The organism is Roseateles sp. UC29_93 (assembly GCF_042695725.1).
In the GTDB taxonomy this organism is placed as follows: Bacteria; Pseudomonadota; Gammaproteobacteria; order Burkholderiales; family Burkholderiaceae_C; genus Roseateles; species Roseateles noduli_A.
Window position 1 is genome coordinate 6,024,385 of sequence record NZ_CP170545.1, and the last position, 19,887, is coordinate 6,044,271.

At 70.0% G+C, this 19,887-nt stretch carries 14 protein-coding genes and 2 pseudogenes; 9 read left to right on the forward strand and 7 right to left on the reverse strand.

Translation table 11 applies throughout. From position 1 onward, the window contains the following. The first annotated feature begins 170 nt into the window (after positions 1-170). A complete protein-coding gene (locus ACFJIX_RS27900; RefSeq protein WP_377155976.1) occupies positions 171-839 on the forward strand; it encodes a PEP-CTERM sorting domain-containing protein in 669 nt (222 codons plus the stop codon). Positions 840-891: 52 nt separating this feature from the next. Here the strand turns inward: ACFJIX_RS27900 and ACFJIX_RS27905 are convergent, their stop codons facing one another. The 6 genes and pseudogenes from ACFJIX_RS27905 to ACFJIX_RS27930 all read right to left on the reverse strand — a co-directional run bounded on the left by ACFJIX_RS27905 (position 892) and on the right by ACFJIX_RS27930 (position 7,397). Beyond that, positions 892-1,278, reverse strand: a complete 387-nt coding sequence (locus tag ACFJIX_RS27905; RefSeq protein WP_377155978.1) for a hypothetical protein — start codon at positions 1,276-1,278, stop codon at positions 892-894. A 12-nt stretch (positions 1,279-1,290) separates the two neighbouring features. Beyond that, complete coding sequence (locus tag ACFJIX_RS27910) at positions 1,291-1,878, reverse strand: hypothetical protein (protein ID WP_377155980.1); 588 nt, start codon at positions 1,876-1,878, stop codon at positions 1,291-1,293. A 176-nt stretch (positions 1,879-2,054) separates the two neighbouring features. Next, a complete protein-coding gene (locus tag ACFJIX_RS27915; RefSeq protein WP_377155982.1) occupies positions 2,055-4,235 on the reverse strand; it encodes a TonB-dependent receptor in 2,181 nt (726 codons plus the stop codon). 133 nt (positions 4,236-4,368) lie between these two features. Then, the gene (locus ACFJIX_RS27920; RefSeq protein ID WP_377155983.1) at positions 4,369-5,475 is read right to left on the reverse strand and encodes an enoyl-CoA hydratase/isomerase family protein; all 1,107 of its coding nucleotides are present in this window, start codon (positions 5,473-5,475) and stop codon (positions 4,369-4,371) included. Then, positions 5,472-6,381, reverse strand: a pseudogene (locus ACFJIX_RS27925) (DMT family transporter). The gene ACFJIX_RS27920 and the pseudogene ACFJIX_RS27925 overlap by 4 nt, the downstream one beginning before the upstream one ends. A 44-nt stretch (positions 6,382-6,425) precedes the next feature. Further along, positions 6,426-7,397, reverse strand: a complete 972-nt coding sequence (locus ACFJIX_RS27930) for an isoaspartyl peptidase/L-asparaginase family protein (RefSeq protein ID WP_377155985.1) — start codon at positions 7,395-7,397, stop codon at positions 6,426-6,428. Between the two features lie 275 nt (positions 7,398-7,672). Between ACFJIX_RS27930 and ACFJIX_RS27935 the strand changes: the two genes are divergently transcribed. The 4 genes from ACFJIX_RS27935 (at position 7,673) to ACFJIX_RS27950 (ending at position 11,757) form a co-directional block, all read left to right on the forward strand. After that, entirely contained in the window at positions 7,673-8,851 is a 1,179-nt protein-coding gene (locus ACFJIX_RS27935) for an acyl-CoA dehydrogenase family protein (RefSeq protein WP_377155987.1), read from the forward strand. A 15-nt stretch (positions 8,852-8,866) separates the two neighbouring features. After that, on the forward strand, positions 8,867-9,988 hold the full coding sequence (locus ACFJIX_RS27940) for an acyl-CoA dehydrogenase family protein (RefSeq protein WP_377155988.1): 1,122 nt from the start codon (positions 8,867-8,869) through the stop codon (positions 9,986-9,988). A gap of 144 nt (positions 9,989-10,132) precedes the next feature. Then, positions 10,133-10,681 (forward strand): DUF3617 domain-containing protein, encoded by a 549-nt coding sequence (locus ACFJIX_RS27945; RefSeq protein WP_377155990.1) that lies wholly within the window; start codon positions 10,133-10,135, stop codon positions 10,679-10,681. Positions 10,682-10,809: 128 nt separating this feature from the next. Next, positions 10,810-11,757 carry a P1 family peptidase gene (locus ACFJIX_RS27950; RefSeq protein WP_377162025.1) on the forward strand — a complete coding sequence of 316 codons (948 nt, stop codon included), beginning with the start codon at positions 10,810-10,812 and terminating at the stop codon, positions 11,755-11,757. Between the two features lie 76 nt (positions 11,758-11,833). Here the strand turns inward: ACFJIX_RS27950 and ACFJIX_RS27955 are convergent, their stop codons facing one another. Then, the gene (locus ACFJIX_RS27955) at positions 11,834-12,484 is read right to left on the reverse strand and encodes a hypothetical protein (protein WP_377155992.1); all 651 of its coding nucleotides are present in this window, start codon (positions 12,482-12,484) and stop codon (positions 11,834-11,836) included. A gap of 382 nt (positions 12,485-12,866) precedes the next feature. Between ACFJIX_RS27955 and ACFJIX_RS27960 the strand changes: the two are divergent. The 4 genes and pseudogenes from ACFJIX_RS27960 (at position 12,867) to ileS (ending at position 19,867) form a co-directional block, all read left to right on the forward strand. Beyond that, positions 12,867-13,671, forward strand: a pseudogene (locus ACFJIX_RS27960) (pseudouridine synthase). Positions 13,672-13,834: 163 nt separating this feature from the next. Then, the gene (locus ACFJIX_RS27965) at positions 13,835-15,673 is read left to right on the forward strand and encodes an ATP-binding protein (protein ID WP_377155994.1); all 1,839 of its coding nucleotides are present in this window, start codon (positions 13,835-13,837) and stop codon (positions 15,671-15,673) included. An 89-nt stretch (positions 15,674-15,762) separates the two neighbouring features. Then, on the forward strand, positions 15,763-16,851 hold the full coding sequence (locus ACFJIX_RS27970; RefSeq protein WP_377155996.1) for a bifunctional riboflavin kinase/FAD synthetase: 1,089 nt from the start codon (positions 15,763-15,765) through the stop codon (positions 16,849-16,851). A 136-nt stretch (positions 16,852-16,987) separates the two neighbouring features. Further along, on the forward strand, positions 16,988-19,867 hold the full coding sequence (gene ileS / locus ACFJIX_RS27975; protein WP_377155998.1) for an isoleucine--tRNA ligase: 2,880 nt from the start codon (positions 16,988-16,990) through the stop codon (positions 19,865-19,867). Positions 19,868-19,887: the final 20 nt, after the last annotated feature.

Genomic DNA, 19,887 nt, shown 5'->3' on the forward strand with positions numbered 1-19,887 from the left:
AATCGCGTCCCCTGAAACCGGGGACGCGGGAAACCCGTGGAACGAGACTTCCGTCACGCGACTGCCTTGGACGGATTCGAGACTCGCGGCCGAAGCGTCCCGACGTGCCGGCCCGATCCGCGCGGTTTGCATGCGGGAGGCAACCCCTGACCCCCCACCGGAGAACCTCCATGAAGCGTGCTGCTTCCACCGCCTTGCTGTCCCTGGCCGCGCTGTCGGCCCTCGCCCTGTCCACGGCGCCGGCCCATGCCGCCAACGCGTGGATCGACTTCGACGGCCCGACGAGCTTCGCGTCGGTCGCCGACTACTACAACGGCGGCACCGACGGCGCCGGCCTGAGCGGCGCCAACCTGGGCGTGTCGTTCAGCGGCTCGATCCTGGGCCTGGCCAACGACGGCCTGGCGGACAGCCCGAGCGGCAACTACTTCAGCAACGCCCCGACGATGGGCGGCGTGATGTTCAACAACATCGGCGAGACCGGTCTGATGAACGTCGCCAAGGGCTTCACCGGCGAGGTGTCGCTGTACTACTCGTCGGCGAGCGCGCTGGCCAGCGCGGTCACGATCTACAGCGGCCTGAACGGCACGGGCTCGATCCTGGGCTCGTTCTCGCTGGCCAACAACGCGCAGCTGGGCTGCTCGGAGTCGTCGTACTGCCACTTCGACCTGGCGTCGGTGAGCTTCGCCGGCGTGGGGCGCTCGCTGGTGTTCAGCGGCGGGCTGAATGGCGCGATCGACAACATCGCCATCACGGCGGTGCCGGAGCCGGGTACCTACGCGCTGATGCTCGCCGGCCTCGCGGCCGTCGGGTTCGTGGCGCGGCGCAAGCGGTCGTCGTGATCGACTGATCCGCGTCGGATTCGACCGCCGCACCGAGTGCGGCGGTCGATACTCACCAATCGCAGGCCGCGAACAGCTTTCGGGCGTCGGCGATCTGGTTCTCGACGTCATTCGGCTTCAAGTCCTCATCGAGGAAGTAGTCGGCGGTGACCCGCCTCTTGCGCTGCCGAAGCATCAGATTGGCAAGTAATTTTCCCTGACGCCTCTGCTTGGGCGTTCCAGCGTGGCTGCGCGCGATCAGTCGTTCGATCAGTTGTTGGTGGACGCCTCCACCTGGTTGCTTTGCGTTGCGGCGGGAGGCCGGCGCACCCTCCAGACGAAGGCAGCGGTGGTACGACGCGTAATACGCACGTGAAATCGTACCGCGCTTGGAAGGCTCATCCGCCTCGGCGGCCTGTTCGCTGGCGTATGTCATGAGGGCTTCGGGACTGGTCGTCATGGACACTCCCCATCAGTCGATCGGCTTGTCGCTTGCGACATCCGCGTCGTCGACGGCACTTTTTCCGCTGCAGAAGCAAAAGCAGAAGCAGCCGCTATCTTGCGCATCGGCATCGATCACCTGATCGTCAAGCTCATGATTGAGACGGCTCACCTGCCCCGGTGCCACGTCGACGCTCAATTGAATGAACACATGCAAGGGACCTTCTTCGTCCATGAAGACGATCCAAGGGCCTCCGCTGCAGATCTTGATGCCGTGCTTGCGAAGCACGGCGGCACCCAGGTGCAACTGAAAATGGAGGTCGCTACAACGGCCCTGCCATTGCTCGAAACAGTCAGCGAGCTGCTTCGCGACGCAATCCCAGTCGAGCGGCTTCGCATTGACGTGCGCCGGTCGCACGGAAGGCGGGCCAAAAATCAGTTCCGGATAGCGAAGCACACGAACCAGAGCCTCAAGCCCATCCATGACATCGTCGTGCGCGCCCTCGACACCCATCTCCACAGGCACGTCGGCGGTCGGAGCCCGTCCTGCGACGACCTGCGGCGTCCAAGCCGGTTCGACCTCCGGCGCGAGCACCGATTCACGTTCAAGAATCACCATCACATCTCTCCTGTTCAGCTGCGACAACCATCGAGCTCACGGCTCGGATGCATGCAGTGTCGAAGCGAAGAGGCGTTTGTCGATTCCCTCCGAAGGGCGTTCTGATGGGGGGCGTTGATTGAAGTAGGTCAGTCCCCCTGCGTCTACGCAGAAGGGGTCATTGATTCAGCGCGGCGTCAGAAGCTGCGGCGCAGCGTGACGCGCACGGTGCGCGGTTCGGCGGGATGCACGTGGCGATCGGCGACCGGTGTGGCCTCGCCGGGCAGCTGCGACTCGTAGTAGTACTCGATGTCGTTGACCTTGCGGTCGAAGAGATTGAAGACGTCCAGCGTCAGCTCGGTCTTCGTGCCGAAGCGCCGGCTCACGCGCAGGCTGGTCGTCAGCGACGAATGGGAACGCACGCTGTTGTCCTCGATCAGCGCGCCGCTGCCGAGGTAACGCCATTGCAGGCTCGCCGACCACGGGCCCACCTCGCGCACGGTCACGCCCATCGAGGCCACCTGGTCGACCGCATTCGGAATGCGATTGCCAGCCGGATCGGCGTCGGAGAAGCGCGCGTGCGTCCACGCAAGGTCCGCGTCGATCAGCAGCCAGGGCAGCGGCACGTAGCGGTTGTTCCACTCGATGCCGCGCCGCCGGCTCGGCCGGTTGGCCTCGGTCGCGCCGGCGTCGCCGACGTAGACCAGCTCCGAATCGAAGTCCAGCTTCCACAGCGCCACCGAGCTCTGCAGCCCGGGCACGATCTCGCTGCGCAGGCCGAGCTCGTAGCCCCTGGCCTTCACCAGACCTTGCGCGGGGTCGCTCGCGCTGGTCACCCCGCGCGCGTCGTTGCTGTGGAAGCCGCGGCCGGCGTTGACGAACAGCTCCGTCTTCGCCCACGGCCCCAGCACCAGCGAGAACTTCGGCGACACCAGCGTCGCGCGCTCGCTGCCGGAGTTGCCCTCCCCCGCGCGGTGCTCCACGCGGAAGCGCCCCTGGTCGGCGCGCACGCCGAGCACCGAACGGGCCCACGGCGCGAGCTCGACGCTGGTCTGGCCGTACACGCCGGACAAGGTCTCGCGCACATCGTCGTCGCGCGTCGTGTCGGTCGCCGGATCGACGACCACGCGCGCCACCGTCTTGAACAGCCCCACCCGCGCCCGGTCCTGGCGCACCTGGAAGCCGAACTCGGAACGCGCCGGCAGGCCGCCCAGCACATGGTCGAACGCGTGACTCCCGCTCAGGCCGTAGACCTGGCGGTCGTCCTTCTGCGCGAACTGGTCGCCCACGTCGGGGCGCTCCATCGCGTAGGTGAAGTTGGAATACAGCGCCAGTTGATAGGCCATCGCATAGGCGGCCAGTCGCGTGCTGCGGCCCTCGGCATCGCGCTGCCATTCGGCGGACAGGCTGCTGCGGCGCGTGTTGCCGCCGTCGTTCGGGTCGACCGCATCGAAGCGCCCGAAGGGCCGCCCGTCGAAGCGGCCCGCATCGATCAGCCGTTGCGGCACCTGGTCCGTCGAGGTCCAGTCCGCGCGGTAGTCCATCAGCCCGATGCGCCAGCGGTCGCCGCCGGTGCCGCCCGTGCCCGCGGTGCCACCCGACAGGCTCAGCACCACGTTGCGACGCTTCAGGTCCTCCGGCAGCTGCCACGGACCGTCGTTGCGCATGCCCTCCGCGGCGCCGAGCAGTTGCATGCCGCCGCCGATGGCCGTCGAACCGGCCGCCAAGGCGCGCCGGTACTTGCCCTCCCCCAGCGTGAGCGCGACGAAGGGATCGTCGAGCCGGCGGAAGTAGGCGATGTCCGCCGACCCCGCGGCCGCGAAGTCGCCGTTGCCGGCGAAGTACGGCCCCTTGCGGTAGTCGATGCGCTCGACCAGTTCCGGGATCAGGAAGTTGAGGTCCGAGTAGCCCTGCCCGTGCGCATGGCTGGGCATGTTGACCGGCAGCCCCATGACCGTCGTGGCGAAGTCGGTCCCGTGGTCCAGGTTGAAGCCGCGCAGGAAGTACTGGTTGGCCTTTCCGTCGCCGCTGTGCTGCGTGACGATCAGCCCCGGCACGAACTCCAGGACCTCGCCGGGGCGCAGCGCCGGGCGGCTCTTCAGCAGTTCGGCGCGCACCGCGCCCTGCGAGGCCGCGTCCGTCGTGCCGACGCCGTTGTCGTAATGGCGGCCGTTGAGCTCGACGCGGTCGAGCGCGACCGGCTCGGCCCTGGCGACCTGGACGGGTGTCGCCGCCTCGTCCCGCGGCGTGGCGGTCGCCTTGGCGGAGGAGGCGTCGACGCTCCCTGGAATCTGGGCACACGCGGGGCCGCAGACCGCCAACACCACCGCGCCGATGCGCGCCCTGTTCGCGGCCCTGGGCCCTCGCCTGATCGTCATCCGTCCGTCGCTCCGAGATCCCTCCGCACGGGAGGTGCGCAGTGCGGCGACTCTAGGCGGACGCTGTGAAGGTTCTCTGAAAACGCGGGGGTCGGGTTTTGCCCGTCACTGACGTGGGGGACAACGCGGACGATCAGTCGAGCCCGCGCAGCGGGTGCTCGACGGCCGTCCAGGGGCTCTGGAAGAAGGCCTCGACATCGGCGCGCGTCACGTCCTCGACGCGGGCCGGGTGCCATTTCGGCGCGTGGTCCTTGTCGATGGCCAGTGCGCGCACGCCCTCGACCGTCTCGCTGGCGGCGCCGGGCCGGAGGTGGAAGCAGTGATGCACCAGGTCGCGCTCCATGCGCAGGTCGTCGGCCAGGCTCATCGACGCAGCGCGCCGGATCTGCTCCAGCGTCACCGCCATCATCAGCGGCGAGCGCTGCTTCAGCGTCGCCAGGGTGTGCTGCGCCCAGGGATCGGCGTCCGCCTCGAGCGAGGCGAACAGCGCCGGCACCGAGGCCGCCGAGAAGTGCCTGTTGATCAGCGCCCGCAAGTTCCAGTGCTCGGCGACCGGCGCCAGGTCCACGCGCTCCATCACCGTCGCGACCACGTGCTCGGCGCTGTCCTGCACGCCGGTGCGGAACGCCTCGACGATCGCCGGGAGCTCGCTGCTCTGGACGAAGACATCGCCCAGGCCGAGCTCGATCGCGTCGCCCGCGCCGATGACCTGGCCGGTCAGCGCCAGCCATTCGCCGCTGCGGCCGGGGCAGCGCGACAGGAAGTAGCCGCCGCCCACGTCGGGGAACAGGCCGATGTTGGTCTCGGGCATCGCGAGCCTGGAGTGCTCCGTCAGCACGCGCAGCCGCGCGCCCTGGCTGATGCCCATGCCGCCGCCCATCACGACGCCGTCCATCAGCGCGATGAAGGGCTTGGGGAACTGGTGGATCCGGTGGTTGAGCGCGTATTCCTCGGTGAAGAACGCGTCCAGCGCGTCGTCACCGGCGAGCGCGGCCTGGTGGAAGAAGCGGATGTCGCCCCCGGCGCAGAACGCCGCGGGTTTGCCCTCGCGGCCCGCGCCCATCAAGGCGACGGCCTGGATCGCGGGATCCTTTGCCCACGCGGTCAGCAGCGCGGTCATGTCGCGGATCATGGCCAGCGACAGCGCGTTCAGCGCCTGCGGACGGTTCAAGGTGATCAGGCCCAGGCAGCCGTTGACCTCGGCCAGGACCTGCCCTTCGGATTGCAGCGACGGAATCACAGCGACATCTCTCCACTCGTAGAAGCTGCCGGGCGGCGCCACGCGGCCAGCAGCTCATTGCCTATCAATGCGGCCAGCACCATAACACCGCCGAGCAGCGCGGCCCGCGATGGCGCCTCATCCGCCAGCAGCCAGGCCCACAGCACGCCCAGCAGCACTTCCATCAGACCCCAGCAGCGCCACCTCGGCCGCCGGCAGCACCCGCGTCAGCCGCACGACGATCAGGCACGGCAGCGCCAGCTGGAACACGCCCAGCCCGGCCAGCAGCAGCAGGTCCCGCCCCGAGGCCGCGAACGGCCAGGCCAGCGGCAGCGTCGCCAGCGCCGACAACAGCGCGCCGAACCAGACGGCGGGCAGCAGGTCGGTCTCGCCGTCGCCGGCGCGCGCCTGCAGCAGCGTCCAGTTGCTGGCCGCCGCGACCGGGACCGCCAGCGCGACGCCCATGCCCAGCCACGCGGCCGGGCCGGCGCTCATCTCGTTCGCGAACATCCAGGCGATGCCCGCACTCGCGACCCAGATCGCGAACCAGGTCTGCGCCGCCAGCCGCTGATGCAGGAAGACGCGCGCGAACAGCGCCGTCAGCAGCGGCCCCAGCGCCATGGTCACCAGCACGTTGGCCACGCCGGTCATCGTCAGCGCCAGCATGAAGGCCGTGTACATCACGGCCCAGCACAGGCCCGAGCCCAGCACCGACGGCGAGCGGCGCAGGCGCGGCAGCGCGCGCCGCCAGTAGTCCCGGCCGCGCAGCAGCGGCAGCAGGACCGTCAGCGCCAGCGCATTGAAGGCGCTGCGCCAGAAGGTCACCTCGAAGCCGCGCGCCGAATCCAGGTGGCGCGACACCGCCCCGGCCGTGCTCCACAGCAGCGTGACCAGCAGCATCAGCAGGACGGCGACACGGTGGCTCATGGCATCGGTCGACCTCATTCGGCCTCGTTCGTGTTCATCCGTCCTCATTCTTCCTGGTAGACGCCGACCACCGGCGCGCCGCCGGCCTCGACCCAGCCGCGGTACATGCCTTCGGTGTTGAAGCCGAGCCAGACGTTGCCCAGCGTGTCGACCGCGATCAGGCCGCCGTCACCGCCCACCGTCGGCAGCTCGTCGAACACGACGCGCGCACAGGCCTCCGACAGCGGCAGGCCGCCGATGCGCATCAGCGCGCCGACCTCGTGGGCCGCGGCGGCGCGGATGAAGGCTTCCCCGGTGCCCGTGCAGGAGACGGCGACGCTGCGGTCGTCCGCATAACAACCGGCGCCGGGGATCGGAGAATCGCCGACGCGACCCGGCCGCTTGTTGGTCATCCCGCCGGTGGAGGTCGCCGCGGCGAGGTGGCCCGCCGCGTCGCGCACCACCGCGCCGACGGTGCCGAACTTGGTCTGCTCGTCGATGGGACCTTCGACGGTCGAGTCGGCCTCGGCGAGCACCTGCTGCCCGTCATGATCCAGCACCTGGCCGAGCGCCGACGCCCTCGCCTTCTCCAGTTGCGCCAGCCGCTGCGGCGTGCCGAACCAGTCCGGCGCCACGCGCTCCAGGCCCTGCTCGAAGGCGAAGGTGTCCGCCGCCGTGCCGACCAGCAGCACGTGGCCGCTATGCGCCATCACCGCCCGCGCCGCGAGCACCGGATTGCGCACCCGCGTCACGCCCGCCACCGCGCCCGCCGCGCGATCGCGCCCGTCCATCACGCTGGCGTCGAGCTCATGCCGCTGGTCCGCCGTGTAGACCGCGCCCTTGCCGGCGTTGAAGAGCTCGCACTCCTCGAGCCGGCGCACGGCCTCGACCGCCACGTCCATCGCCGCGTCGCCGCGCGCCAGGCACGCCGCGCCGTCGGCCAGGATCTCCGCCAGGGCGGCCCGGTAGCGCGCCTCCATGTCCGCGCTCATGCTGGCGCGGCGGATCGTGCCCGCACCGCCGTGGATGGCGAGCACGGGCCGGGGAAGGGACGTCGCGAACAGGGTCGGGAGAGCGGTCGGAAGAGCGGTCGAGGAAGCGGTCGAGGGAGCGGTCGGGAGCGAGGCGGTCATGGCGGTTCTGCGGAGCCCGGAAGCCGCGCATTCTCCCCCCGCCCCCGGGATGCCCCTGGCTTTGTCCCGGTCGGGACAGGAAAAAAGCGAACGCTCGTGCTAAAAACCGCCGCAGTTCCCTCGACAGGCGCGCCACAAGCGCCGGGCAAGACATCAAGGACCGCAGGAGACACACCAGCATGGACCTCAACTTCACTCCCGAAGAACAGGCCTTCCGGGCCGACATCCGCCAGTGGGTGGCCGAGCATCTTCCGAAGGACATCAGCCACAAGGTGCACAACGCGCTGCGGCTGAACAAGGACGATCTGCAGCGCTGGGCGCGCATCCTGGGCAAGCAGGGCTGGCACGGCTGGGCCTGGCCGAAGCAGTTCGGCGGCCCGGGCTGGAACGCCGTGCAGCGCCACCTGTTCGAAGAGGAATGCGCGCTGGCCGGCGCGCCGCGCGTCGTGCCCTTCGGGCCGGTGATGGTGGCGCCGGTGATCATGGCCTTCGGCTCGCGCGAGCAGCAGGAGCGCCACCTCCCCGGCATCATGAGCGGCGACGTCTGGTGGAGCCAGGGCTACAGCGAGCCGGGCTCCGGGTCGGACCTCGCCTCGGTGAAGACGCGCGCCGAACGCCGCGGCGACACCTACGTCGTCAACGGCCAGAAGACCTGGACCACGCTGGGCCAGTACGGCGACTGGATCTTCTGCCTCGTGCGGACCGACGCCAGCGTCAAGCCGCAGGCCGGCATCTCCTTCCTGCTGATCGACATGAAGTCGCCGGGCGTGACCGTGCGCCCGATCACCATGCTCGACGGCGAGCACGAGGTGAACGAGGTCTTCTTCGACGACGTGGTGGTCCCCGCGGAGAACCTGGTCGGCGAGGAGAACAAGGGCTGGACCTACGCCAAGTACCTGCTCGCGCACGAGCGCACCAACATCGCCGACGTCAACCGCGGCAAGCGCGAGCTCGAACGCCTCAAGCGCATCGCCAAGGCCGAGGGCGTCTACGACGACCCGCGCTTCCGCGACCAGATCGCGTTGCTGGAGGTAGACATCGTCGCGCTCGAGATGATGGTGCTGCGCGTGCTGTCGGCGGAGTCCAGCGGCAAGCAGTCGCTGGACGTCGCCGGCCTGCTGAAGATCCGCGGCAGCGAGATCCAGCAGCGCTACACCGAGCTGATGATGCTGGCCGCCGGGCCGTATTCGACGCCCTTCATCCAGGAAGCGATGGAGGCCGGCTGGCAGGGCGACCAGGTCGGCGCGGCCCACTGCGCGCCGCTGGCGAGCCACTACTTCAACTATCGCAAGACGACGATCTACGGCGGCTCGAACGAGGTGCAACGCAACATCGTCGCGCAGACGGTTCTGGGCTGAGGCAGGAGACACGACATGGATTTCGATTTCACCGAAGACCAGAACTCGCTGCGCGACGCGGTGCGGCGCTATGTGGACAAGGACTACGGCTTCGAGCAGCGCCGCGCGATCGTGAAGGCGGGCGGCTTCTCGCGCGACGCGTGGAACGCGCTGGCGGGACTGGGCCTGACCGCGCTCGCGGTGCCCGAGGCCCACGGCGGCCTGGGCTTCGGCCCGGCCGAGGCGATGGTCGTGATGGAAGAACTGGGCCGCGGGCTGGTGATGGAGCCGTATGCGCAGGGCGGGCTGGTCGCGCCGGCCGTGCTCGCGCACGCCGGCGATGACGTTCAAGGCGAGTGGCTGCCGCGCATCGCGGGCGGCGAGGCGCTGGTCGTGCTGGCGCATCAGGAGCGCAAGGCGCGCTACCGGCTCGATGTGTGCGACACGCTCGCGACCGCCGACCACCGCTTGACCGGCGCGAAGAGCGTCGTCCCCGCGGGCGATGCGGCCGATGCGTTCATCGTGCCGGCATGCGCGGGCGGCACCGGCGCGAACATCGCGCTGTACCTCGTCGCGAAGGACGCAGCCGGGGTCGCGCTGCGCGGTTATTCGCTGCACGACGGCTCGCGCGCCGCCGAACTCACGCTCCAGGACACGCCCGCCACGCTGCTGGTCGGCCCGGACCGCGGGCTCGCGGTGCTGGAACACGCCGTCGACATCGCCATCGCCGCGCAGGCCGCGGAAGCCGTGGGCGCGATGGACCGCTTCGTCGCGTTGACGGCGGAATACCTGAACACGCGCAAGCAGTTCGGCGTCGCCATCGCGAGCTTCCAGGCGCTGCGCCACCGCATGGCCGACGTGAAGATGCAGCTGGAGCTGGCGCGCTCGATGAGCTACTTCGCCACGCTCAAGCTGAACGAGCCGGCGGACGCGCGCCGCCGCGCGATCTCGCAGGCCAAAGTGCAGCTGGGTCAGTCGATGCGCTTCGTCGGCCAGCAGTGCACGCAGCTGCACGGCGGCATCGGCGTGACCGACGAGTACATCGGCAGCCACTACTTCAAGCGCCTGGCCGTCATGGAGATGCAGTACGGCGACTCGCTGCACCACCTCGGCGAGGTGAGTGCGCGTATGCAGGACACGGCCGGCGTCTTCGCCTGACGCAGCGGCGATTCGGGCGCACCGCGTCGTTGGAAATCCTCGCCATAGCGCTGCTATGGCTCCGGTTTCCGCCTAGCGGTGCATCCCGACTCGGCGCTGCGTACACTGGCGTGGCTCGCCCCTGCTGCGGCGAGGGAGCCTGTCATGCCTTTTGCCCCCTCCTCCCTGATCATCGGCCTGCTGCTCGCGGCCGGCGTCGTGTCCGCTTCCGCCCAGGACTTCAAGCCCGGGTTGTGGGAGATTAAGCAGAAGCCCCAGCTCGATCCGCAGCGTCAGGCGCAGATGGAGCAGATGCAGAAGCAGATGGCGGCGCTGCCGCCCGAGCAGCGCAAGCAGATGGAATCGATGATGTCGCAGCACGGCGTCAGCATGAACTTCCAGGGCGGCGAGCTGACGCTCAAATCCTGCGTCACGAAGGAACAGGCCGACCGCGCCGCGATGCCGCGCACCGACGGCAAGTGCGAACACGACAGCAAGCGCACCGGCGACACGATGCTGGTGAACTTCCGCTGCACCAATCCGGCCTCGGAAGGGACCAACGAGATCACCTTCCTCGGCCCGGACCATTACAAGACCAAGAGCGAGATCCGCGCACAGCGCGACGGCAAGACCGAGGTGCTGCGCTCCACCGGCGAGGCCCGCTACCTGGGCAGCGACTGCGGCTCGCTGAAGCCGCAGGGTGGCAAGCCTTGAGCGGATCCCCGACCGGCGCCTTGACCGGCGCTTTGACCGACCCTTTGACCGGCCCTTTGACCGATGCCTTGCCTGACGCGTTGACCGGCTCGTTGACCAGCTCGTTGTCCGACGCATTGCACGACCCGTTGCCCGAAGCATCGCCCGACGCCGGCGCCCTGTGCGACGTCGCCGGCCTGAAGGTCGGCCACTTCACGCATCCGTCGGTGCCCACCGGCTGCAGCGTCGTGCTGTGCGAGGCCGGCGCGACCGCCGGCGTCGATGTGCGCGGCGCCGCGCCGGGCACGCGCGACCTCGAACTGCTCCGTCCCGAGAACACCGTGCAGCAGGTCCACGCGATCCTGCTGACCGGCGGCAGCGCGTTCGGCCTCGCCGCCGCGGACGGCGTGATGCGCTGGCTGGCGGAGCGGGGGCACGGCTTCCGTGTCGGCCAGGTGCGGGTGCCCATCGTGCCGGCCGCGGTGCTCTTCGATCTCTGGCGGCACGGGGCGCAGACCGCGCCCGATGCGGCGGCCGGCCGCGCGGCCTGCGACGCGGCGTCGGCCGATGAGCGCTCGCGCGGACGCATCGGCGCCGGCACGGGCGCGACGGTGGGCAAGCTGCTGGGCGTCGAGCGCTCGATGCCGGGCGGACTGGGCATGGCGTCCGTGCGCATCGGCGGCGTGACGCTGTCGGCGATGGTGGCGGTGAACGCGGTGGGCGACGTCGTCGATCCGCGCGGCGGCGAGGTGATCGCGGGCTCGCGCGGCGCGGACGGCCGTCCGCGATCGACGGTCCAGGCGCTGCTTGACGGCGAACGCCCCGGCGGTGCGCTGCAGGGCAGCGCCACGACGATCGGCGTCATCGCGACCGACGCGCGCCTGACGAAGGCGCAAGCCACCAAGCTGGCGCAGATCGCACATGACGGCCTGGCGCGCGCCATCCACCCGGTTCACACGGTGATGGACGGGGACGTGATGTTCGCGCTCGCCACCGGCGCCGCGGACGTCGACGGCGACATGACGCTGCTCGGTGGGGTCGCCGCGGAAGTGGTGGCGCGGGCGATCGTGGACGCGGTCCGGGTTCAGTCGCGCTGAGGGTCCGCTCTGGTTTGACCACCCCGGCCGGCTGTCAGCCTCCCATCCCCGCGACCCGCGCCGGACGGGTCATCTGTCAAGGCAGATCCCGCACTGCCAGCATCAGGCGGCCGAAGGCCATCAGTGACGCGAGGTCCTCGGCGCGGAACAGCTCCGGGCCGCGATCGCGACGGATGGTCAGGCATTCGTCCAGCACGACATCCTGCAGTTCGTCCGCGAAGATCGGGAAGCGGCGATGCACCTCGAGCAACGCGTGGGCGGCCGCGAACGTGGCGCCGGTGTGCTGCCCCCGCGCGCACTGGAACGCCACGTGCGCCGTGGACGCCGTGCGGGCCAGATGCACGCTGGTGTCGAGCAATCGCTGGGGCGAAATGGGCTTGTCGTCGTCCACAGGCACCCGGATCCAGTCCAGCGACTGCGACAGGTCGCGCGGCGCATCGCCATCCGCGGCCGGCGTCTGCCGACCGGGCTGGAGGCTGAGCTCGATCTTGCGGACGTGGTCTTCGGCCGCTCCCGGCCCCACGCCGCGCAACGGGGCCTCGCGCCCCTTCCGTGCAAAGCGGGCGACCCCGTCCTCATTGACGAAGGCCGGCTTTCCGCCGTCCAGGGGACTCGCGTGTGCAGGCTGTCTGTCATTCGACGAGCGAAGGTCCACGACCCAGCCGATCTGGTGCTTCACGCAGGCACGGGCAAAACACAGCGCCTCCTGGACCGTCGGCGACGCCATCAGCACCGGACCGTCGCGCAGGCGGCTGGCGTGCGGCAGCCCGTCGCCCAGCAGCGTCTCCTCGTTGAGATGGGCCGGCGTGCGCGAGCCCGCCGGCGCGGGGGACAGCGCGGCAGCGTCGCTGTCTCGGCTCCCAATTGGTCGTGGAGGCGCCGGCCCTCGACCTGGTTGCCGGCCTGAGCGTCGGCCTGAACGTGGGGTTCGACCTGCCCGTTCAAGGAGATGGAAGTGCGTTGGACGATGGATGGCATGGCGGCGAGGACCGGTTCGGAGGTGCCGTGTAGGTGCCCCGCACGCCCCCACCCATCCCACTGACGAACGTCCAACGTTGACATCGCTCAATTCCTGAACACATTCGCCCGCGAAGCGACAATTCCTCCCCATGACCTCGAGTTCCGCAATTTCCAACAAGTCCGCCAAGCCGGTGGCCCTCGCCCAGATCCTCTTCAGCCAGGGCTTCGGCACCCGCCGGCACTGCGCCGCGCTGGTCCACCACGGGCTGGTCTCGATCGGCGGCACGGTCGTCGACGATCCGCACCAGGCCTTCGACACCGCGGGCCTCGTCTTCGAGGTGGAAGGCCAGACCTGGCCCTACCACGAGAAGGCGCTGATCCTCCTGTACAAGCCGGCCGGCTACGAGTGCTCGCGCAAGCCCAGCCATCACCCGAGCGTGTTCTCGCTGCTGCCCGAACCGGTGCGCAACCGCGACATCCAGCCCGTGGGTCGCCTCGACGAGGACACCACCGGCCTGCTGTTGCTGACCGACGACGGTCCGCTCCAGCAGCAAGCTGACCAGCCCGAAGTACCACGTGCCCAAGCTCTACCAGGCGGTCTGCAAGGCCGATGTGGACGAGGAACAGCTGCGCCGGCTCGTCGCCGGCGTGCTGCTGGAGGAACGCAACCCCAAGCTCGCCGAGGAACCGGTGCGGGCCGTTTCCGCCGAGCGTCTGCCCGACGGGCGCCTGCAGATGGCGCTCACCGAGGGTCGCTATCACCAGGCCAAGCGGATGGTGGCCGCGGTCGGCAACCGGGTGCTGAGCCTGCACCGGCAGCGCATCGGCGCGCTGGAACTGCCGGCCGACCTGAAGGAAGGCGGCTGGATGTGGCTCGACGAGCGTCAGCGCGAGCTCGCCATGTCCGAACCGCCTTCCGGCCCCGGCTCTTCGGCGCCCGGCTCGGCCGGCTGACCCGGGTCCGCGCCCGGGGCGTCGCCGGCCAGCGCCCACTCGCGGGAAGTCCCCGAGTCCACGGATCACCATCCTTGGGTAGAAACGCGCCACCGAAGCGCCGCCCTGGAGCGGCGCCAGCAGCAGGAGCCGCATCGGTCGGACACCTCGCCGGCCGGGTCGTATGGGAATTTCAGACATCGCACATCACGAGGACAGCGCCGCCAGCGTGGCGATCCAGGTCCGGGCCGAGCGCCTGAGCAGCCTGCAGGCCCGCGTGGCCATGCCCGCGGGCGTGGGCGCGCTGTTCGGCCTGCTGCCGGTCGTGCTGCTGTGGCCGCACCTGCCCGTCGTGGACCTGCTCGGCTGGCTGGGGGCGCGCTGGATCATCTCGCTGTGGCGCACGGTCCAGGCCCGACGCTTCCTCGCCCTGCCGCTGCAGGAGCGCGCCTCGCCGCGCGAGGAACGGCGCTACCTGGCCGGACTGGGACTCGACGGCCTGGCCTGGGGCGTGATCGGCGCCCTCTTCGCCACCCCCAACCTGCCGGAGATCGACGGCGCGGTCATGACGACGCTGGTCGGTCTGGTCGCCTTCACGATGGTGTCGCTGGGCCATTGGGCGCGCGGGCAGGCGCTGTTCGCCTCGCTGGTGATCGCGCCGCTGGCGATCCGGCTCGCGCTGCAGGGCGGCGTGACCGGCTGGCTCAGCGTCGGCGGACTGGCGATGTTCTGGCTGCTGACGGTCCTGGAATCCCGCCGCATCGAGGCCGGCACGCTGGAACTGCTGCGCCTGCGCTTCGAGCAGGCCCGCCTGGCCGAGCAGCGCCGCCTGGCGCTCAACGCCGCCGAGGAGACCAGCAGCAGCAAGAGCCGCTTCGTCGCCGTGATGAGCCACGAGATCCGCACGCCGCTCAACGGCATCATCGGCATGACCCAGCTGCTGGAGCGCGGCGACCTCAGCGCGCAGCAGCGCGAGCAGGTCGAGATCGTGCGCCGCTCCGGCCGGCATCTGCTGACGCTGGTCAACGACATCCTGGACCTGGCGCGCATCGAATCCGGCAAGCTCGTCGTCGAGGCCCGGCCCTTCGACATCCGCGAGGTCGCCGGCGACGTCGCCCGGCTGCTGGGCGAGTCCGCGCGGGCCAAGGGACTGGACTTCACGCTGAGCGTCGCGCCGCAGCTCCCCGCCCGGGCGATGGGCGACGCCTCGCGCATCCAGCAGGTGCTGCACAACCTGGTGGGCAACGCCATCAAGTTCACCGACCACGGCCGCGTCGGGCTGGAGGTCTCGTCGGTGCTGGACATGCGCGCCGGCACCCTGCTCCACTTCGCGGTCCGGGACACCGGCGACGGCATCCCGGCGGACCAGCTCGAACGCATCTTCGCGCCCTTCGAGCAGGCGGGCGGCCCCGGCACGGACCGCGCCCGCCGTGACGGCGCCGGGCTCGGGCTGACGATCTCCCGCGAGATCGCCCGGGCCATGGGCGGCGACCTGCGCTGCGCGTCGGCGCCGGGCCAGGGCTCGGTGTTCGAGTTCACGCTGCCGCTGCAGGCCTGCGCCGCCGAGGCCGCCGCCCCGATGCGCGCGCCGTCCGCCGGCACGCCGCCGCACCCGCCGCCTCAGTTGGAAGGCCGCGTGCTGCTGGTCGACGACAGCCCGGTCAACCTGCTGGTCGCCACGACGATGCTGGAGCGTTGCGGCTTGAGCGTCGTGCCGGCCGAACACGGGCGCGAGGCCCTCGAGTTGTTGAGCGCACAGCGCTTCGACCTCGTGCTGATGGACTGCCACATGCCCGAGCTGGACGGTTATGCGACCACGACCGCGTGGCGGCAGGAAGAGGCGCGCCGCCTGCTGCCGCGCACGCCGGTGGTCGCGCTGACCGCCAGCACCGTCGACGAGGACCGCGCCCGCTGCCTGGCCAGCGGCATGGACGGCCATCTGGTCAAGCCGTTCGAGATGGACGAGCTGCTGGCCGTCGTCGCGCGGCATCTGCCGGCCTCGCCGGCCGCCGCGGCCGCCTGATCCGTCAGATCCGCGCCTGATCCATCGGATCCCGCCCGAATCCATGCATCGGCGGCGGCGCCTCGCGCGGCGGCTGATAATCCCCGCCCATGCAGGTTTTCCGCGGCTTCCACCATCCCGGCATCGCGGCGCAGTGCGCGCTGACGATCGGCAACTTCGACGGCGTCCATCGCGGCCATCAGGCCATGCTGGCGCTGCTGCTGTCGGAGGCCCGCCACCGCGGCCTGCCGACCTGCGTGCTCAGCTTCGAGCCGCACCCGCGCGACTTCTTCGCCAGGAAGCTCGGCAAGCCCGAACTGGCGCCGGCGCGCATCGCCACGCTGCGCGACAAGCTCCAGGAGCTGGAGCGCTGCGGCATCGACCAGGTCGTGGTGCTGCGCTTCGACGAGGCGCTGGCCTCGCTGCCGGCGCAGGACTTCATCCAGCAGGTGCTGGTCGACGGACTGGGGACGAAGTACGTGCTCGTCGGCGACGACTTCCGCTTCGGCGCCAAGCGCCAGGGTGACTACGCGACGCTGGACGCCGCGGGGCAGCGCCTGGGCTTCGACGTCGCGCGGATGATGAGCTACGAGGTGCACGGCCTGCGGGTGTCCAGCTCCGCCGTGCGCGAGGCGCTGGCCGCCGGCGACATGGACGGCGCCGCGCGCCTGATGGGACGGCCGTACGCGATCTCCGGCCACGTGATCCACGGCCAGAAACTGGGGCGCCAGCTGGCGGAGACCGCGCCCGGCCGGGGCGACGGCTTCCGCACGCTGAACCTGAGGTTCGACCACGACAAGCCGGCGGCGCACGGGATCTTCGCGGTGCGCGTGCACGGGCTCGACGGCCAGGACCGCCATGATGGCAATGCGGGCGGCCAGGGCGGCGGCATCGTGCTGGACGGCGTCGCCTCGCTGGGCGTGCGACCGACGGTCGAGGACGCCGGCCGCGTGCTGCTGGAGGTCCATGCGCTGGACTGGCCGGCGGCGCTGGCCGACCGCCTGGGCCCGGGCGAGGCCTACGGTAAACTCGTGCGCGTGGAACTCCTGCACAAACTGCGTGACGAAGCCCGTTTCGACGGTCTGGACGCCCTGACCGCCGCGATCCGCGAGGACGTCCGCCAGGCACGCGCGTACTTCGCCGAACCGGCGACGACCCACGCCGCCGTCCGCCGCCAGACCACGCGCGACCGAATTTGAAGGGCTGAGCACCCGATCGCTCATCTCGACCGCTCAGCCGGCGCGCGGGCCCGCCTCTTGTGCCTCCTGCCCCACCGCGCCACCCCTCTTCTCTCGCGGCCCCGTCCACCGGCCGCCTCCTTCGATTGCCGCCGCCATGACCGACGATTCCAAGTCCAACACCTTGTCCGCCGACAAGTCGGGTGCCAAACCTGACTACCGCTCGACGCTGAACCTGCCCGACACCCCGTTCCCCATGCGCGGCGACCTGCCCAAGCGCGAGCCGGGCTGGGTCCAGGAATGGGAAGACCAGGGCGTCTACCAGCGGCTGCGCGTCGCGCGCCAGGGCAAGCCGAAGTTCGTGCTGCACGACGGCCCGCCCTACGCCAACGGCCAGATCCACATGGGTCACGCCGTCAACAAGATCCTGAAGGACATGATCGTCAAGGCGCGCCAGCTCGAGGGCTTCGACGCCGCCTACATCCCCGGCTGGGACTGCCACGGCCTGCCGATCGAGAACCAGATCGAGAAGACCTTCGGCCGCGGCCTGCCGCGCGACGAGGTGCAGGCGAAGAGCCGCGCCTACGCCACCGAGCAGATCGACCAGCAGCGCCTGGACTTCAAGCGCCTGGGCGTGCTCGGCGACTGGGACCATCCATACCGGACGATGGACTTCAAGAACGAGGCCGGCGAGCTGCGCGTGCTCAAGCGCCTGTTCGAGCGCGGCTTCGTCTACCGCGGCCTGAAGCCGGTGTACTGGTGCTTCGACTGCGGTTCCTCGCTGGCCGAGTTCGAGATCGAGTACGCCGACAAGGACTCCCCGGCCGTCGACGTGGCCTTCCTGAGCGCGGAGCCGGAGAAGCTCGCCGCGGCCTTCGGCGTGCCGACGCTGGACAAGGAAGCGTTCACCGTCATCTGGACGACGACGCCCTGGACCATCCCCGCCAACCAGGCGCTGAACCTGAACCCGGAGCTGCCGTACGCGCTGGTCGACACGGCGCGCGGCTACTTCGTCGTGGCCGAGGCGCTGGTCGAGAAGTGCCTGGCCCGCTGGGGCATCGAGGGCAAGACCGTCGCGGTCACGCCGGGCAAATCGCTGGAGCTGCTGAAGTTCAAGCACCCGCTCGCGCACGTGCATCCGGGCTTCGACCGCGAGAGCCCCGTCTACCTGGCCGACTACGCCACCGCCGACGACGGCACCGGCGTGGTCCACTCGGCGCCGGCCTACGGCGTGGACGACTTCAACTCGTGCATCGCGCACGGCCTGGCGTTCAAGGACATCCTGAACCCGGTGCAGGGCAACGGCGTCTATGAGGCCGAGCTGCCGCTGTTCGGCGGCCAGCACATCTGGAAGGCCAACCCGGTGATCGCCGCGGCGCTTCAGGACGCCGGCCGCCTGATGGCGCACAGCAAGATCCGCCACAGCTACCCGCACTGCTGGCGTCACAAGTCGCCGGTGATCTACCGCGCGGCGGCGCAGTGGTTCGTCCGCATGGACGAGGGCGACGGCGTGTTCACCGTCGACAAGGCCGACAAGACCCTGCGCCAGCTGGCGCTGGACGCGATCGAGCAGACCAGCTTCTATCCCGAGAACGGCAAGACGCGCCTGCACGACATGATCGCCGGCCGGCCCGACTGGTGCATCTCGCGCCAGCGCAGCTGGGGCGTGCCGCTGCCGATCTTCCTGCACAAGGACAGCGGCCAGCCGCATCCGAAGACGCTGGAGTTCATCGAGCGCGCCGCGCAGCTGGTCGAGGCCGGCGGCATCGAGGCCTGGTCCAAGCTGAACCCGGCCGAGTGGCTGGGCGACGAAGCCGCGCAGTACTCGAAGGGCCAGGACATCCTGGACGTGTGGTTCGACTCGGGCTCCACCTTCCAGCACGTGCTCAAGGGCTCGCACGCCGGCGCGGCGCACGAGACCGGCCCGGAGGCCGACCTCTACCTGGAAGGCCATGACCAGCATCGCGGCTGGTTCCACTCGTCGCTGCTGATCTCCTGCGCGATCAACGGCCGCGCGCCCTACCGCGGCCTGCTGACCCACGGCTTCACCGTGGACAGCAAGGGCCGCAAGATGAGCAAGTCGCTGGGCAACGGCGTCGACCCTCAGGAGACCAGCAAGAAGCTGGGCGCCGAGATCATCCGGTTGTGGGTGGCGGCGTCCGACTACTCGGGCGACATCGCCGGCGACGAGAAGATCCTGGCGCGCGTCGTGGACGGTTATCGCCGCATCCGCAACACGCTGCGTTTCCTGCTGGCCAACACCTCGGACTTCGACGCGGCGACGGACGCCGTGCCGCTGGACCAGCTGCTGGAGGCGGACCGCTACGCGCTGGCCCGTGCCGCGCAGTTCCAGGAGGAGATCCTGGCGCACTACCAGCGCTATGAGTTCCACCCGGTCGTGGCCAAGCTGCAGGTGTACTGCTCGGAGGACCTGGGCGCGTTCTACCTGGACGTGCTGAAGGACCGGCTGTACACGAGCGCGCCGAAGTCGACGGCCCGCCGCTCGGCGCAGACGGCGCTGTGGCACATCACGAACGCGATGCTGCGCTGGATGGCGCCGTTCCTGAGCTTCACCGCCGAAGAGGCGTGGAAGGTCTTCGCGGGCAAGCAGGCCGGCGACACGATCTTCACCGAGACCTACTGGTCCGTCGGCGTCGCGCACGACGACGGACTGATCGCGAAGTGGAATCGCATCCACGAGATCCGTGACGCGGTGAACAAGGCGATCGAGGAAGTCCGCACGACCGGCGCGATCGGTTCGTCGCTGCAGGCCGAGGTCGCGCTGGGCGTGAACGCCGAGGACCTCGCCCTGCTGAACAGCCTGGGCGACGACCTGAAGTTCGTGCTGATCACGTCGGCGGCGAGCGTGGCGCTGGCCGGCGAGCTGAGCATCACGGTGACACCGTCGGCCCATCAGAAGTGCGAGCGCTGCTGGCACTATCGCGCGGACGTCGGCGCCAATCCGGCGCATCCGACGATCTGCGGACGGTGCGAGAGCAATCTCTACGGCGAAGGCGAGCTGCGCACGATCGCATGAGCACGAAGGTGCGTGCAGAT

Coding starts and splice junctions, on each gene's coding strand:
- ACFJIX_RS27910 (WP_377155980.1), bottom strand. CDS start 1,878: ATGGTGATTCTTGAACGTGAATCGGTGCTCGCGCCGGAGGTCGAACCG.
- ACFJIX_RS27965 (WP_377155994.1), top strand. CDS start 13,835: ATGGGAATTTCAGACATCGCACATCACGAGGACAGCGCCGCCAGCGTG.
- ACFJIX_RS27940 (WP_377155988.1), top strand. CDS start 8,867: ATGGATTTCGATTTCACCGAAGACCAGAACTCGCTGCGCGACGCGGTG.
- ACFJIX_RS27970 (WP_377155996.1), top strand. CDS start 15,763: ATGCAGGTTTTCCGCGGCTTCCACCATCCCGGCATCGCGGCGCAGTGC.
- ileS (WP_377155998.1), top strand. CDS start 16,988: ATGACCGACGATTCCAAGTCCAACACCTTGTCCGCCGACAAGTCGGGT.
- ACFJIX_RS27915 (WP_377155982.1), bottom strand. CDS start 4,235: ATGACGATCAGGCGAGGGCCCAGGGCCGCGAACAGGGCGCGCATCGGC.
- ACFJIX_RS27955 (WP_377155992.1), bottom strand. CDS start 12,484: ATGGCGTCGCCGACGGTCCAGGAGGCGCTGTGTTTTGCCCGTGCCTGC.
- ACFJIX_RS27945 (WP_377155990.1), top strand. CDS start 10,133: ATGCCTTTTGCCCCCTCCTCCCTGATCATCGGCCTGCTGCTCGCGGCC.
- ACFJIX_RS27935 (WP_377155987.1), top strand. CDS start 7,673: ATGGACCTCAACTTCACTCCCGAAGAACAGGCCTTCCGGGCCGACATC.
- ACFJIX_RS27900 (WP_377155976.1), top strand. CDS start 171: ATGAAGCGTGCTGCTTCCACCGCCTTGCTGTCCCTGGCCGCGCTGTCG.
- ACFJIX_RS27905 (WP_377155978.1), bottom strand. CDS start 1,278: ATGACGACCAGTCCCGAAGCCCTCATGACATACGCCAGCGAACAGGCC.